This is a genomic window from Achromobacter agilis (assembly GCF_900496965.1).
Taxonomy (GTDB): domain Bacteria; phylum Pseudomonadota; class Gammaproteobacteria; order Burkholderiales; family Burkholderiaceae_B; genus Achromobacter; species Achromobacter agilis.
Genome location: NZ_UFQB01000002.1, coordinates 95,490 through 109,718, shown reverse-complemented (window position 1 = coordinate 109,718; position 14,229 = coordinate 95,490). Strand labels below are relative to the sequence as shown.

General features: G+C 68.2%; 13 protein-coding genes. 7 read left to right on the top strand and 6 right to left on the bottom strand.

The features are described 5' to 3' along the window. Positions 1 to 20: 20 nt before the first annotated feature. The 3 genes from AGI3411_RS02690 to AGI3411_RS02680 are packed head-to-tail and all read left to right on the top strand — an operon-like array spanning position 21 to position 2,939. Positions 21 to 1,298 (top strand): CaiB/BaiF CoA transferase family protein, encoded by a 1,278-nt coding sequence (locus AGI3411_RS02690; protein ID WP_129525879.1) that lies wholly within the window; start codon positions 21 to 23, stop codon positions 1,296 to 1,298. Between the two features lie 33 nt (positions 1,299 to 1,331). Then, entirely contained in the window at positions 1,332 to 2,297 is a 966-nt protein-coding gene (locus AGI3411_RS02685; protein WP_129525878.1) for a tripartite tricarboxylate transporter substrate-binding protein, read from the top strand. A gap of 24 nt (positions 2,298 to 2,321) precedes the next feature. Next, a complete protein-coding gene (locus AGI3411_RS02680; protein WP_129525877.1) occupies positions 2,322 to 2,939 on the top strand; it encodes a 2-hydroxychromene-2-carboxylate isomerase in 618 nt (205 codons plus the stop codon). 67 nt (positions 2,940 to 3,006) lie between these two features. On the opposite strand, the gene AGI3411_RS02675 is transcribed toward AGI3411_RS02680, so the two are convergent. Genes AGI3411_RS02675 through AGI3411_RS02655 form a run of 5 tightly spaced genes read right to left on the bottom strand, consistent with a single transcriptional unit; the run spans position 3,007 to position 8,916 of the window. Then, complete coding sequence (locus AGI3411_RS02675; protein WP_129525876.1) at positions 3,007 to 3,990, bottom strand: Bug family tripartite tricarboxylate transporter substrate binding protein; 984 nt, start codon at positions 3,988 to 3,990, stop codon at positions 3,007 to 3,009. Between the two features lie 48 nt (positions 3,991 to 4,038). Next, a complete protein-coding gene (locus tag AGI3411_RS02670; RefSeq protein ID WP_129525875.1) occupies positions 4,039 to 5,127 on the bottom strand; it encodes an isocitrate/isopropylmalate dehydrogenase family protein in 1,089 nt (362 codons plus the stop codon). Between the two features lie 60 nt (positions 5,128 to 5,187). Further along, a complete protein-coding gene (locus tag AGI3411_RS02665; protein ID WP_129525874.1) occupies positions 5,188 to 6,636 on the bottom strand; it encodes an NAD-dependent succinate-semialdehyde dehydrogenase in 1,449 nt (482 codons plus the stop codon). Between the two features lie 26 nt (positions 6,637 to 6,662). Further along, positions 6,663 to 7,889, bottom strand: a complete 1,227-nt coding sequence (locus tag AGI3411_RS02660; RefSeq protein ID WP_129525873.1) for an iron-containing alcohol dehydrogenase — start codon at positions 7,887 to 7,889, stop codon at positions 6,663 to 6,665. Between the two features lie 31 nt (positions 7,890 to 7,920). After that, positions 7,921 to 8,916 carry an Ldh family oxidoreductase gene (locus AGI3411_RS02655; protein ID WP_129525872.1) on the bottom strand — a complete coding sequence of 332 codons (996 nt, stop codon included), beginning with the start codon at positions 8,914 to 8,916 and terminating at the stop codon, positions 7,921 to 7,923. A gap of 129 nt (positions 8,917 to 9,045) precedes the next feature. Here AGI3411_RS02655 and AGI3411_RS02650 point away from each other — a divergent pair, with 129 nt between their 5' ends. The 4 genes from AGI3411_RS02650 to AGI3411_RS02635 all read left to right on the top strand — a co-directional run bounded on the left by AGI3411_RS02650 (position 9,046) and on the right by AGI3411_RS02635 (position 13,232). Further along, entirely contained in the window at positions 9,046 to 9,768 is a 723-nt protein-coding gene (locus AGI3411_RS02650; protein WP_129525871.1) for a GntR family transcriptional regulator, read from the top strand. A 58-nt stretch (positions 9,769 to 9,826) separates the two neighbouring features. Further along, the gene (locus AGI3411_RS02645) at positions 9,827 to 10,747 is read left to right on the top strand and encodes a LysR substrate-binding domain-containing protein (protein WP_129525870.1); all 921 of its coding nucleotides are present in this window, start codon (positions 9,827 to 9,829) and stop codon (positions 10,745 to 10,747) included. Positions 10,748 to 10,877: 130 nt separating this feature from the next. Beyond that, complete coding sequence (locus AGI3411_RS02640; RefSeq protein ID WP_129525869.1) at positions 10,878 to 11,867, top strand: Bug family tripartite tricarboxylate transporter substrate binding protein; 990 nt, start codon at positions 10,878 to 10,880, stop codon at positions 11,865 to 11,867. Positions 11,868 to 11,954: 87 nt separating this feature from the next. Continuing rightward, positions 11,955 to 13,232, top strand: a complete 1,278-nt coding sequence (locus AGI3411_RS02635; RefSeq protein WP_129525868.1) for a M28 family peptidase — start codon at positions 11,955 to 11,957, stop codon at positions 13,230 to 13,232. A gap of 14 nt (positions 13,233 to 13,246) precedes the next feature. Here AGI3411_RS02635 and AGI3411_RS02630 read toward each other — a convergent pair whose 3' ends face one another. Next, positions 13,247 to 14,149 (bottom strand): energy transducer TonB family protein, encoded by a 903-nt coding sequence (locus AGI3411_RS02630; protein WP_165359042.1) that lies wholly within the window; start codon positions 14,147 to 14,149, stop codon positions 13,247 to 13,249. Positions 14,150 to 14,229 lie beyond the last annotated feature (80 nt).

Below are 14,229 nucleotides of genomic sequence, written 5' to 3'. Positions count from 1 at the left end.
AACCGTGTAGAGGCACCGCTATGAGTACCGCAGCAAATACCGCACTTCCCATGCTCAAGGGCTACCGGGTCTTGGACCTGACCCAGATCGTCGCTGGACCCACCTGCACGCGGATCATGGCGGAGCTGGGCGCCGACGTGGTCAAAGTCGAGCTTGCTCCCTTTGGCGATCGCACGCGCATCGGGGGATTGAAATCGCGAAATCCCGATCACAAGGGCTCGAGCCGGAGCACCTATTACTTCCAGCACAACCATTCGAAGCAGAGTCTTGCGCTGGACATCAAGCATCCCCGGGGGCTGGCGCTCATCAAGCGCATGATTCCGAAGTTCGACGTGCTCGTCGAGAACTTCAGCCCGGGCGTCATGGCGCGGGCCGGGCTGTCCTACGAGGCGCTGCGCGCGTTGAATCCGCGCCTGGTGATGTGTTCGATTTCGCTGGCGGGGCAGACCGGGCTCCTCAGCCAGAAGCCGGGCTACGACTACATCGCGCAGGCGTACGCCGGCATAACGGACCTGATCGGTTCGCCGGACGGCGATCCGTCGCTGATAACGATGGCGATAGGGGACACCGCCACGGGCATGACCGCCGCCATGGCGGTCGGGTTCGCGCTGCTGCACCGCGAACGGACCGGAGAGGGGCAGCACGTCGAGGCCACGCTGCTGGATACCTACTTCCAGATGCATGAGGTTGCCGTGCCGCGCGTCGCCTTGCGCAAGGGCTATGTGCCCCGGCGCACCGGTTCGCAGCATCCCGATGGCGGCCCGACCGGCGTATTCCGGTGCGGCGACGGGACGCATCTTTCACTGGCGATCCTGCCCCATCAATGGAACGCATTCATCAGCGCGCTCGGCATGCCGGAACTGTCGGAGGATCCCCGATTCGCCACGGCTGCATTGCGCCGGGACAACAACGAAGACATCAAGGCGATCCTCGAGGACTGGCTGGCAGGCATGGGGACGCGCGAGCGGGCGATGGCGGCGCTCGATGCCAAGCGGATTCCCTGCGCGCCCGTTCTGACGCTCAACGAAGCCATGGCGCATCCGCATTTGCGCGATCGGGGAACAGTGCGCAAGGTGCGGGATGACGTGATAGGGGAGTTCGACATACCGGGATTCCCGGCGAAGTTCTCCGCCTGGCAGCCGCCGGAGCGGCTTCGCGCCTCCGCGCTTGGAGAGGATAACGAGGTGGTCCTGCAGGAACTGCTCGGCCTGTCGCCCACGGAGGTGCAAGGGCTGTACGACGACGAGGTCCTGGTCCGGGATCCGTTGCTGACGCGAAGGGCGCACGAGAAGGTCTGAGTCTTTTGAACAACAGAATCAAGGAGACAAACGATGATCAGGAAAATGATTGCCGCAGGGTTGATATCCGTATCGGGGCTTGCTGTTGCACAGACCTTTCCCAGCCGTCCCATCACGCTGATCGTGCCGTTTTCGGCGGGCGGGCCGACCGATGTGGTTGCGCGGCAGCTCGCCGCGGCCATGGGCAAGAATCTCGGGCAGGCGGTGATCGTCGACAACCGGCCCAGCTCGGGCGGAATCGTGGGCGCGGAAGCGGTGCTGCGCGCCGCGCCCGATGGCTACACGCTTTTGATCCACAACATCGGGATGTCGACGCTCAAATCGCTATCGCCCGAGATCAAGTTTGATCCCCGGCACGATTTCTCCTATATCGGCGAGGTCGTCGATGTGCCGATGACCCTCGTCGGCAGGAAAGACCTTCCGCCGGACAGCTTTGCCGGCCTGGTCGATTATCTCCGCGCCAACCAGAAGCAAATCAATCTCAGCAACGCGGGAATCGGGACGGCCTCCCATCTCTGCGGGCTATTGCTGATGAGCCGCCTGAACCTGGCGCTGACGACCATTCCGTACAAGGGCGCCGCGCCGGCGATGACGGATCTGCAGGGAGGGCAGGTGGACCTGCTTTGCGACCAGATCACCACGACATTGCAGCCCATACTCGGGAACCGGGTTCGCGTCTACGGCAGCACCACTGCCGGCCGTCTGCAGGCGCTTCCTGACTTGCCGACGCTGGCCGAGCAGGGGCTGGACAACTTCGAAGTCACGGTCTGGCATGGGGTGTATGCGCCGAAAGGCGTGCCCGGTCCCGTGGTGGAGCGGCTGGACCGCGCGCTTCAAGCCGCCATTGCCGACCCGGCGTTCGTGGAGAGCATGAGAAACCTGGGCGCGGCGCCGGTCAGCGCGGAGCGGGCGACGCCAAAGGGGCTGCAGGCGAAGCTGAATGCGCAGGTGTCGGTCTGGGCGCCCTTGATTCAACAGTCGCAGGCTTTGCTGCGATAGATCTTCCAATTACGGAGAATGATGGTGAAGAAAAACCAAATCGAGATGTATTGGGACGTTGGCAGCACCAATACGTATTTCGCATTGAAGCTGATCAAGCCGCTGCTTGACCGGCACGGCGTTGAACTGCAGCTTCATCCGTTCAACCTGGGCTATGTGTTCCGCAACAATAATTATGAGCTGATGAAGGAGTCCAAGGCGAAGCTGCGCAACAGGAAGCGGGACTTGATGCGCTGGGCCGAGAAATACAGCCTGCCCTTCAATATTCCCCGGGAATTCCCGATCAAATCCAGCCGCGCCTTGCGCGGGTCGCTGGTGGCCAGGCGCCACGGGAAAGAACTGGCGTTCGTGCAGAAAGTGATGGACCGCTATTGGGAACAAGGGGATGCGACCATCGCGGAATACGCGGGTCTGCGCCCGGTCGCGCAGGAACTCGGCATCGATCCGGACGCCTTCGAGACCTTGGCCGCCTCCGACGAGGTGGCGGCAGAGCTTGCCGCCGAGACCAACCGAGGCCTGGAGCGCGAGGTGTTCGGCGTGCCCATGATCATCGTGGGCGACGAGCTGTTCTGGGGGAAGGACCGCATGGAATTCGTGGAAGACGAAATCAAGCGCCGAGCCATGGCGGCAAGCACCGTGTAGTGCAAACCGTTCCTGGCGAGCGCGGGGCCGGCCGCCGAGCGGCCGGCCCCGCGCCGCTTCGCCCCGTCTAGTTCGCGCCCAGCAGGTTCGCGCTTTTCACCAGGGAAGACACGCGTTCCGAATCGCGCTTGAGCAGGTCCGAGAAGGCGACGGGGCCGCGCTCGGACGTGGCGGGCGCCTGCGCCGCCAGCTGCTCCAAGCGAGTCTTGAACTCGGGTGTGTCGATGGCCTGCGACAGCGCGGCGGCCAGCTTGTCCACCACTGGCTGGGGCGTGCCGGCGGGCGCGACCAGGCCGTTCCAGATCGCCAGGTCGAACTCCGGCAGGCCGCCTTCGGCGAAGGTGGGTATGTCCGGGCTCTGCGCCAGGCGGGCGGTGCCGGTCACGGCGATGGCCTTGACGCGCTTGTCCTGGTGCAGGGGCAGCATGGTCACGGTCTGGTCGATGACGCCATCGATCATGCCGCTCATCAGGTCGGTCAGCGCCGGGCCCGTGCCCCGGTAAGGGATGAGTTCGCCGCGCGCGTTGGCGAAGTGCAGGAACATGGCTTCGGCCAGGTGCGCCGTGCTGCCCGGCCCGCTGGAACCCAGGTTGAGCTTGACGGCCTTTTCGTCGCGGATGCGCTTGAGCATGGCGGGCAGGTCCTGGATGCCGCTCTTGTTGCTGACGGACAGCACCATGGGCACGGTCGCGACGATGCCGATGGGCGCCAGCTCTTTCTGGGGGTCGTAGTTGGCCTTGGGGTGCAGGTGCGGCAGGATCGCCAGCGACATATTGTTGAAGGCCAGGGTATAGCCGTCCGGCGTGCTCTTCTGCAGCTTCTGCATGCCGATGAGGCCGCCCGCGCCGCCCGAGTTCTCCACCACCACCGTCTGGCCCAGCTGCTTGCCGAGCGAGGTGGCGACGAGCCGGCCCAGCGTGTCGCTGGTGCCGCCCGGGGCGAAGGGCACGATGACCGTGATGGACCGGCTGGGGTAGTCCTGCGCGGCGGCCGGGGCGGCCAGCGATGCGGCAGCCAGGGCGGCGCACAGGATGGGGGCGATTCGCAGCATGGGGTTGTCTCCTCGTAATGTCTTTTTGTGGATGAGTGGGTTCCGCGGTCAGCGGGACAGCGCGCGGCAGACGGCTTGCGTCATGTCCGTGCAGCTTGCGGTGCCGCCCAGGTCGCGCGGCACGTGGTCGCCTTTGGCGAGCACCTGTTCGACGGCGAGCTCGATGCGTTGCGCGGCATCGGTCAGCGCCGCATCGGCATGCTTGTCGCCCAGCCAGCGCAGCATGAGCGCGCCGGAAAGAATGGTGGCGAGCGGGCTGGCGGCGTTCTGCCCAGCGATGTCGGGAGCCGAGCCGTGGGCGCCCTGGAACAGGCCATGCGTGTCGCCCAGTTCCGCCGATGCCGATAGGCCCATGCCGCCGATCGTGGCGGCGCCCAGATCGGAAATGATGTCGCCGAACATGTTCTCGGCCACGATCACGTCATAGAAGTCCGGGCGCTTCAGCATGTGCACCGTAATGGCGTCGGCGTAGGCGTAATCGATGTCGACGTCGGGGTAGGCGGCCGCGACGTCGTCGCAGACGCTGCGGAAAAAGGCGTAGGTGCGCAGGATGTTGGCCTTGTCGCAGACGGTGACGCGGCGTTTGCCGTCGCGCGGGGCGCCCTTGCGCTGGCGTGCGAGTTCGAACGAAAAGCGGGCGACGCGCTCGATGCCCTTGCGGGTGACGACGATCGTGTCGGTGGCTACTTCGTCGCGCAGCACGATGCCGCCGCCGCGGCTTGCGTACAGGCCTTCGGTGTTTTCGCGCACGATGACGTAGTCGATCTGGCCGGGCTTGAAGTGCTTGAGCGGCGAGTCCACGCCTTGATACAGGCGGATCGGGCGGACGTTGGCATACAGGTCCAGCCGGAAGCGCAGGCGCAGGTGCAGGTCGTTGCCGACTTCCGTGCCGTCCGGGTAGGTCACGCCGGGCATGCCCGCGGCGCCGTGCAGGATGGCGTCGGCGGCCTTGCAGGCGGCGTAGGTGTCGTCGGGCAGCACATGGCCCGACTTGACGTAGTGGTCGGCGCCGCCGTCGTGGCCGGTGAAGGCCAGCAGGCCGGAGCCGCAGGCTTCTTTCAGCACCGTGATCGCCGACTGGCAGACTTCCGGGCCGATGCCATCGCCGTCGATGGTCGCAATTTCATATTTAGCCATGTCTGGCTGTCTCCTGAGGTGAACCGTGAAATCGGGTGGGGTGGCCGCTCGCGGGGCGCGTTACCAGTTGGTCGAGATGTATTTGGCTTCCATGAATTCCAGCAGGCCATGGTGCGCGCCTTCGCGGCCCAGCCCGCTTTGCTTCACGCCGCCGAACGGCGCGGCGGGATCGGACACCAGGCCTCGGTTCAGGGCAATCATGCCGCTTTCGATGCGTTCCGATACCCGCATGCCACGCGCGAGATCGCGGGTGTACACGTAGGCGACCAGGCCGTATTCCGTGGCATTGGCCTGCGCCACGGCCTCGTCTTCCGTATCGAAGGCCACGATCGGCGCCACCGGGCCGAAAATCTCTTCGGCCAGCAGGTCGGCGTCGGCGGGCACGTCCACCAGCACCGTGGGCGCGAAGAAGTAGCCGCGCCGGTCCAGCCGCTTGCCGCCTGCGCGGATCCGCGCGCCCTTGGCGACGGCGTCGTCCACCAGCGACGCCACCTTGTCCACCGCGCCGGCATTCACCAGCGGGCCGCATTGCGTGTCCGCGGCGACGCCGTCGCCGGTCTTCAGTTCGGCCATACGCGCCGCGAATCTGGCGCTGAACGCTTCCACCACGCCGCGTTGCACGTAGAAGCGGTTGGCGGCCGTGCAGGCCTCGCCGCCGTTGCGCATCTTGGCGATCATCGCGCCTTCGACGGCGGCGTCGATGTCCGCGTCGTCGAAAACCACGAACGGCGCGTTGCCGCCCAGCTCCATCGAGCAGCTGATGACCGAGTCGGCCGCCTTGCGCAGCAGCACGCGGCCGACTTCCGTCGAACCCGTGAAGGACAGCTTGCGCACGCGCGGATCGTCCAGCACGGCGTTGGCGAACTTGCCCGCCGACGACGTGGTCAGCACGTTGACCACGCCTGCGGGCACGCCGGCCTCTTCCAGCAGGCGCGCGATGGCATAGGCGGTCAAGGGGGTTTCGGTGGCCGGCTTGAGAATGCAGGTGCAGCCGGCGGCGAGGGCGGGCGCGATCTTGCGGGTGGCCATGGCGGCCGGGAAGTTCCAGGGCGTGATCAGCAGCGCGACGCCTATCGGCTGGTACTGCACGATGATGCGGCTGGCGCCGCTGGGCGACACGCTGATGTCGCCGTTGATGCGCACGGCTTCTTCGGAGAACCAGCGGAAGAACTCGGCCGCATAGGCGACTTCGCCGCGGGCGTCCGCCAACGCCTTGCCGTTTTCCATCGAGATCAGGCGGGCTAGGCTGTCGGCGTCGCGCACCATCAGTTCATAGCATCTGCGCAGGATTTCGCCGCGCTGGCGCGTCGGGGTGGCGGCCCAGCCGGCGGCGGCGCGCGCGGCGGCGTCCACGGCCGCCGCGGCATCGTCCAGCGTGGCGTCTGCGACGCTGGCGATGACCTGTTCGGTGGAAGGATCGAGCACGTCGATGCGGCGGCCCGAGGTCGAGGCGCGCCAGGCGCCGTCGATGTAAAGGTCAGTGGAAAGCTTGCTGGCCTCGGTGGTCATGTGTCAGCTCCGGAAGGGGAAGGGGGTTATCGGGATGCGTGGAAAGTGCCGTGTCCGGCGTGGGCGGCGGCCACGATGGCTGCGATGCCGGCCTGGTCCAGCGGGCGGGGATTGTTCGTGACCAGGCGGGCGGACAGCATGGATTGCGCGGCGATCCAGTCGAGCTGGTCCGCGCGCACGCCCAGTCCGGCCAGCGTTGCGGGGATGCCGATCTTCGCGAACAGCGCGTACACGTGGCGCGGGGCGTTGGCGGCCAGCCGGCCGCGGTCCGTTTCCGTGTCGCCCATGGCCTGCGAGATGTCGGCGTAGTCGTCGGCGCAGGCCGGCGCATTGAAATCCATGACGTAGGGCATCAGTGTGGCCACGCCCGCGCCGTGGGCGGTGTGGGTCAGGGCGCCGATCGGGTACTGGATGGCGTGGGCCGCGGCGGTGCCCGCCACGCCGAAGGCCAGGCCCGCGGCCAGCGCGGCGGCCATGACCTGGCCTCGGGCGTGAAGGTCCGAGCCGTCTTCGACCGCGCGCGGCAGATGGGCGGCGAGGGCGCGGATGGCGATCAGCGCCTGCTGGTCGCTGAACGCGTTCTTGCCGACGAAGACGCGCGTCTGCGAGATGTCGGGGTCCGGGCTGCGCCGGACCGCGGTCAGCGATTCGATGGCGTGGGTCAGCGCGTCCGCGCCGGCGATCGCGGTCAGCCCCTTGGGGCAGGTCAGCGTCAGTTCCGGATCGCAGATGGCCGTGTGGGGAATCAGGTGCGGGCTGGACACGCCGACCTTCAGGTCGCGGGCGCTGTCGGCCAGCACGGCCACGGGCGTGACCTCGGAGCCCGTGCCCGAGGTGGTGGGCAGCGCGATTACCGGGATCGTGGGGCCGGGCACCTTGTATTCGCCGTAGTAGTCGGACGCTTCCCCGCCGTGCGCCAGGAGCAGGCTGACGAGCTTGGCCATGTCCAGGCAGCTGCCGCCGCCCAGCCCCACGATGGCGTCGGGCTGGAAGGCGCGGTGCGCGGCTACGCATTCGTAGACCCCCTCGACGGGGAGATCGGGCTGGGTGCGGTCGAATACCTGGACGCGCACGCCGGCGCTTCCCAGCGCGGCCAGCAGCCCGGACATTTCCGGCGTGCCGGCAAAGCGCTCGTCGGTGCAGACCAGCACGCGCTGGCCCAGGCCGGCGGCGACGCGGCCCAGCGCGTGGCGCTGGCCGTTGCCGAACAGCACGGCGCGCGGCGTGCGCATGATTCCAAACAAATCAGTCATTGCGGATCCTTGAAGGGGAGTCGTATGGCGTTCAGGCGGCGCATTGCGCCAGGTCGAGAATGCGGTGCCAGACTTCGTCGGCCAGTTCGATGCCGGTGTCCAGGCGCTGGCGGCGTTCGGCGCGGGCCCGGTCGCCCGGCACGGCGACGGGCCGTTGGGGCAGCAGGGCGGGGCAGGCGCGGATGTCGTCCAGATAGTCGGCAATCCGGCTGGCGACCGCGCCGGATCCCGCTTCGATGACGATGAAGACGTCGCCCTTGTTGCAAACCGCGCTGGAATCCAGCGTGCCCTTGACGGCCGTGCCGAGCGCGGATGACGTCAGGCTGGTGACCAGCAGTTCGAACGCCAGCCCCAGCGCGTAGCCCTTGGCTTGGCCGAAGGGCGCGAGTGCGCCGGCCTTGGCGGCCACGGCGTCCGTGGTGGGATTGCCGGCACCGTCCAGCGCCCACCCGGGCTCGAGCGCCCGGCCGTGGTTGGCGTAGTCATGGATCTTGCCCATGGCGACCTGGCTGGTGGCCATGTCGAGCACGAAGGGCTCGCCCTCGGCGGGCACGCCGATCGCGATAGGGTTGGTGCCGATCAGCGCGCGGCGTCCGCCCCAGGGATGGACCAAAGCCTCGCTGGTCGACAGCGCCAGCAGGATCTGGCCTTCGCGTGCGACCTGTTCCGCATAGAGCGCCAGCATCCCGATATGGTTGTTGTTGCTCACCGCCGCGACGGCAATGCCGGTCTCGCGGGCGCGTTCGCGGACCTGATCCAGCGCCGCCAGCGCGATCACCGGGCCCAGGCCGCGTTCGCCATCCATATCCAGGAAGGAGGGCGAGCGCCAGACGGCATTGCCGCGCGTCTTCGGATCCGCCACGCCGTTGTGGATGCGCTCGATGATGCGCGGCAGACGCAGCAGCCCGTGCGAGGCGCGGCCCCGCAATTCGGCTTCAAGCAGCAGGTTGGTCTGCGTGGCGGCGTGGCCCGGCGGGGTGCCGGCCTGTTCCAGCGCACGGATGCAGACCTCCCATGCCTCCCCCATTTTTATCGTTGTCGTCATAGTCTTGGTTAGTTGTTAAATCCGATCGGATCTGAAATACGATCTGATTTATGCTAACCTCGTAACAAATTGGACGTCAACACATTGTTGGCAAACCTAGGGGAAACAACCATGACGACACTCTCCCTCGGCGCTGCCGCCGCAGCCTCGACCGCACCGGCCGGCGGCCAGCGTTTGGGCGAGCGCGTGCGCTCATTGGGCGATGAGGTCTATGAAGCGCTGTTGTCGCAACTCATCTCCTTGAAGATCGCGCCCGGCATGCGCATCGCGGTGGACGCGCTGGTCCGCGAACTGGGCGTGTCGCAAACGCCGATCCGCGCCGCGCTCATCCGCCTGGAAACCGAAGGCCTGGTGGTCAAGACGCACCATGTGGGCTATAGCGCCGCGCCTATGCCGTCGCGTCGGCGTTTCGAACAAATGTACGAATTGCGGCTGCAGCTGGAGCCGTTCGGCGCGGGCCTGGCCGCGCAACGCATGACGGACGCGTCGCGCCAGGAACTGGCGGCGCTGTCCGCCGCGATGAGCGCGCCGAGCGCCGACGACGCGCGCGTGGCCTACGGCAAGTTCGCCGTGCTCGACGCGCAGTTCCATTCCTGGATCGCCGAGCAGAGCGGCAACGAACTGCTGGCCGAAGCGCTTGCGCGGCTGTACGCGCACACGCATCTGTTCCGGCTGCGCTTCCATTCGCGCGTCACAGAAGAGGCCGTGACCGAACACGCGCGCATCGTGCAGGCGCTGGAACGGCGCGACGCCGAGGGCGCGCAGGCCGCCATGCGCGACCATATCCTGCGGTCGCGCGAACGCATGGCGCCGTTCTTCGAAATGCTGGATTGATGATGCAAGCCGTGGCTGACGGTTTGCCCCGGGCCCGCGCCCGGCGGGCGAGGGCGGCATGAAAGGCTCGCGGAATTCGCTGGTTACGCTGCGGATTTTCCTGTCCGCGGCCCGCAGCCTCAATTTCAGCCGCAGCGCCGAGGAACTGCACCTGACCCAGAGCGCGGTCAGCAAGCATATCGGCGCGCTGGAAGACCGCCTGGGCACGGCGCTGTTCAAGCGCCTGCCCAATGGGTTGCGGCTGACGCACGCCGGCGCGCTGTACCTGGAACGGATCAGCGCGGCCCTGCGCCTGATCGACGAAGCCGACGCGCTGGTGGCGCATCCCCTGTCGCGGGTGGCGCTGAACGTGGCGGTATCGCCGTCGTTCGCGCAGTTCTGCCTCATTCCCGGACTGGCCGGGTTCTTTGCCCTGCACCCGGAGGTGCGGGTCAATGTGCGGCCGCGCCTGCTGCACGGCCGCGACCCGAGCGAACGCTTCGATGCCGAGATCCAGCTGCATACCGGCCATGTGGCGGGCATGTCGGCGCAATACCTGTGCGGCCGCGAGATGACGCTGGTCGCCGCGCCGTCCTTGCTGGCGCGCCATCCCGTGCGCACGGTCGAAGACCTGGACGGGGTGCCGCTGCTCAAGCGCGCGCAACGCGGCTACAGCTGGGATGAATGGCGCGCCGACGTGGCGCCGCTCTGGCCGGGCGCGCCAGCCACGGCGCCGGAGTACGAAGGGTTTTCCGTGCTGCTGCCCGCGGTCCTCCACGGACTGGGCGCGGCCATCGTGCCCGTGTGCATGGTCCTCACGCATCTGGAGGCCGGGCAGTTGGTGCGGCCTTTGGGCGAATCGGTCGATGGCCGTTACGGCTACTACCTCATGCAGCCTCGCCCCAATGTGGGCGGCGCCTACGCGGACGCCTTCTGCGACTGGGTCGCAGAGCGGGCAGCGGCGTTCAACGCGCAGGTAAGGGCGTATCTGGCGCGCTGACCGGGCGCGGGCGGGGGGCTGAGGCGGTATTCCGCTGTGGAATGGCCCATGCGCATACGTCCTTTGCGCAGGCCGGACAGGAGCCGCCAGAATGGCCGGACCCTACTGACCTACTGGTTCGATCCCCACCATGAACACGCCCAAGTTCTTGCAGATTGTCCGCATGCTGCCCGCGCTGGCCGTTGCCGCGCTCTTTGCCGGCGCGCCGGCGCGGGCCGAGTATCCCGACAAACCGGTCCGCCTGATCGTGCCCTATGCCACGGGAGGCAGCTCGGACGTGATCGCGCGCGGCATCAGCGACCAATTGAGCGGGGTGCTGGGCCAGCCCGTCGTGGTGGAAAACCGCGCCGGGGCGGGGTCGATGATCGGCACGGCCTACGTGGCGGGCGAAGCCGCCGACGGTTATACGCTGCTGCTCGCCGACGTGCCGTTCACCATCGTGCCCGCGCTGTACGGCGACCGCGTCAAATACGATGCGCGGAAGGATTTCGCGCCGGTCTCGCTGCTGGGCGTGTCGCCCATGTACCTGTTCGTCAACCCCCGGTTCGAAGGCAAGACCGTGCCAGCGCTGATCGCCGCCGCCAAGGACAAGCCCGTCTCCATTTCCATCGGATCCGGCGGCAACGGCTCGCTGACGCATTTGATGGCCGAGCTGTTCATGCTGAATACCGGCATCCGGCTCGTGCACATTCCCTATAAGGGCGCATCGGCGTCCGTCAACGACCTGGCCGGCGGACAGATCCAGGTGAGCTTCACCACCATGCCCACGGCCGCCGCGCTGTTCCAGGGCGGCAAGATCGCGCCCATCGCCGTGTCCTCGCCGGCGCGCGAGGCCGCCACGCCGGAGGTGCCGACGTTCGGGGAGCTGGGCCTGCCCAAGCTGACGGTGCAGAGCTGGTGGGGGCTGATGGCGCCGGCAGGCACGCCCAAGCCGGTGCTGGACAAACTGGAACGCGCCATGGCGACCGTCATGCAATCCGCGCCGGTCAAGCAGCGGCTGGGCAGCGTGGGGGTGGAGCCGCCGGCCGATCCTAGCGCGCAGGCGCTGACCCGCTTGCTGGCCGCCGATTTCGACCGCTGGCAGGACGTGGTCAAGCGCGCCGGCATCAAGTTCGAGTAAGGCGCGGCCCAGGCGGCCCGCCCATTCCCATCAACGCGGCCGCCGCCGTCCCGACGGACGCCGGCGCCGGAATATGAGAGATTCAAGATGGAACCCTGGCTTCATGCCGCCGCCAATGACGCGGCGCTGATGAGCGATTTCAAGATGGTCTGCGGCTTTGGCGGACGCATGTCCGGCAGCGGGCAGGACGATGCCGCCATGGCGTGGGCCATGGCCCGCGCGGGGGAAGCGGCGTCCGCGGTCCAGACGCTGACGGTGCCCTACGACGCCTGGCGTTGCGTAGCGGCCAGCCTCGACCTGCTGGGGCCGGCGGGCCGGCCGCTGGCTTGCCGCCCTTTGCTGCGTTCGGCCTCCACCCCCGAGGGTGGGCTGGAACTGGACGTGGCCGACGCGGGGCGCGGGCGTCCTGAAGATTTCGAGCGGCTGGGCGAGGGCGCGCGCGGCCGGGCCGTGCTGGTGCGCCACGAATACCCGTTCACCGGCGACCACGTGCACCGGCGCCGCAAGTACGACATGGCGGTGGAAGCGGGCGCTGCGGCATTCCTGATCGCCAACAATGTGCCGGGGCAGGGCGTGCTGTCGGGTTCCTCGGGAAGGCCGCGCGGCGTGGCGGGCATTCCCGCCGCGTATATCGAGCATGAAGGGGGCGAGGCGCTGGCGGCGGCCTGCGCGGCTGGAAACGGGCGCGTGCGCATCGTGGTCCGCGGCGCCGAGATCGAAGACGCGTGCGCCAGCGTCGGCCTGGCGGAAGTCGCGGGCGGCCGTGACGGCGTGATCGTCATCAGCGCCCACATGGACGGGCATGACCTGGGCGTAAGCGCGCTGGACAATGGCACGGGCGTGGCGGTGGCGCTGGCCGCGTTCCGGGCCCTGGCGGCGCGGGTAGGACCGGATACGCCCAGCCTGCGGCTGTGTTTCTTCTGCGCCGAGGAATGGGCGCTGACCGGCTCGGCGCGCTACCTGGCGGCGCTGGCGCCCGCCGAACGGGCGCGCATCAAGTTCGATATCAACCTCGACACGGTGGCGGGCGATGCGAGCTTGACGGCGCTGATCAGCGATTTTCCGGCGCTGGAGACGGTCGTGGAAGCGGCCGCCGGCGCCAGCGGCGTGCCGGTGGGCATCTGGTTGCCGTTGATGCCGAACTCCGACCATGCCAACTTTGCGCGCCACGGCATTCCGGCCTTGCGCCTGCTGGCCGGGTTCGGCAAGCCCGAGTCGCGCGTCAATAACATCCTGTCGGCGGGCGACGTTCCCGCCATCATCGAGGAAGCCGAACTGCGCCAGGCCGTGGCGGTCACGTGCGCTATGGCGGACGCCGCCCTGCGGATGAGCGACGCGCAACTCGATTCGCTGGCGTCGCGGTAGCCGCCTGCGGCGCTCTACCGCCCGCCCAAGCGGATCCCGTCCCGGATCTGCCGGAAGGCGGGCAGCGCCGCCGCCATGCCGTCGCGCGTCGTGGTGCAGGTCAGGGCGACGCGCAGCGTGGGCGTATCCAGCAATGCGGTGTACTGCAGCAGGCGATCGCTGTCCGGGGCATCGGCGGGAGCGGCGACGTAGTCGACGCCCCGGGTTCCCTGCACTTCGAAGGCCTGCCGTTGTTCCAGCATCCGGCCTTGGCCGGCCTGCATGGCTTCGGCAGCCGCCAGCCGGCTGGCGGCCGAGCGCGGCGTGTCCGTGCCGGGGCGGGCCTTCAGCGTTTTGCGCGGGCGGTTGAAGCCGACGCCGCACAGGTAATCGCCAGCGCCGCCCGCGGCGGGCGGCGCGCCGGCGGCGCTGGCGATCTGGACCAGCACGTCGAACTCCGGCGTCTTGCCGCTGCGCAGGATTTGGTACGGGGCGGGCACGGTCACGCCGAAGCCGCGCGTCGGGTCGGCGTACCGGCGCCTGGCGCTGGCCTCGGACCGCGGCGCCTGGCCCTCGGTTTCGAACCGCACCGGCAGCATCACGATTTCCTTGTCGGCGGCCATATCGGCGGCGAAGACGGGCAGCGGGCTGGCCCGGCGGACCATGCTGGCGGCCGCCTTGTCCACGGCCGCATCGCCCGAAGAACTGGCCAGCTCCACTGCGTCGATTGTGCCATTGCGCAGAACGGTCAGGCGCAGGCGCAGGCTGAGCGGGCCTTCCAGATCACGCGCCGCTTCGGGCATGCTCAAGTGGCGCTGCAGTTGGCGCGCCACGGCGCCGCTCCATTCGGCGCGGGTGGCCGGCGCGGCGGCCAAGGCAGTAGCGGATGCGCACAGCATGATCGCGGCCATCGTCGAGGCGCGGAGCGGCCAGTTCATGTCGGGAATTCTCCTGGGTGGCTGGCGCCCGGTGGACGGCAGGGCGCGTCGGCGCAGCATAACCCGGCCGCGGGCCCGCG

Bases quoted from the DNA above. Each gene is read 5' to 3' on its own strand.
- AGI3411_RS02690 (WP_129525879.1), top strand. From the start codon at position 21: ATGAGTACCGCAGCAAATACCGCACTTCCCATGCTCAAGGGCTACCGG.
- AGI3411_RS02685 (WP_129525878.1), top strand. From the start codon at position 1,332: ATGATCAGGAAAATGATTGCCGCAGGGTTGATATCCGTATCGGGGCTT.
- AGI3411_RS02675 (WP_129525876.1), bottom strand. From the start codon at position 3,990: ATGCTGCGAATCGCCCCCATCCTGTGCGCCGCCCTGGCTGCCGCATCG.
- AGI3411_RS02670 (WP_129525875.1), bottom strand. From the start codon at position 5,127: ATGGCTAAATATGAAATTGCGACCATCGACGGCGATGGCATCGGCCCG.
- AGI3411_RS02665 (WP_129525874.1), bottom strand. From the start codon at position 6,636: ATGACCACCGAGGCCAGCAAGCTTTCCACTGACCTTTACATCGACGGC.
- AGI3411_RS02660 (WP_129525873.1), bottom strand. From the start codon at position 7,889: ATGACTGATTTGTTTGGAATCATGCGCACGCCGCGCGCCGTGCTGTTC.
- AGI3411_RS02655 (WP_129525872.1), bottom strand. From the start codon at position 8,916: ATGGGGGAGGCATGGGAGGTCTGCATCCGTGCGCTGGAACAGGCCGGC.
- AGI3411_RS02650 (WP_129525871.1), top strand. From the start codon at position 9,046: ATGACGACACTCTCCCTCGGCGCTGCCGCCGCAGCCTCGACCGCACCG.
- AGI3411_RS02645 (WP_129525870.1), top strand. From the start codon at position 9,827: ATGAAAGGCTCGCGGAATTCGCTGGTTACGCTGCGGATTTTCCTGTCC.
- AGI3411_RS02640 (WP_129525869.1), top strand. From the start codon at position 10,878: ATGAACACGCCCAAGTTCTTGCAGATTGTCCGCATGCTGCCCGCGCTG.
- AGI3411_RS02635 (WP_129525868.1), top strand. From the start codon at position 11,955: ATGGAACCCTGGCTTCATGCCGCCGCCAATGACGCGGCGCTGATGAGC.
- AGI3411_RS02630 (WP_165359042.1), bottom strand. From the start codon at position 14,149: ATGAACTGGCCGCTCCGCGCCTCGACGATGGCCGCGATCATGCTGTGC.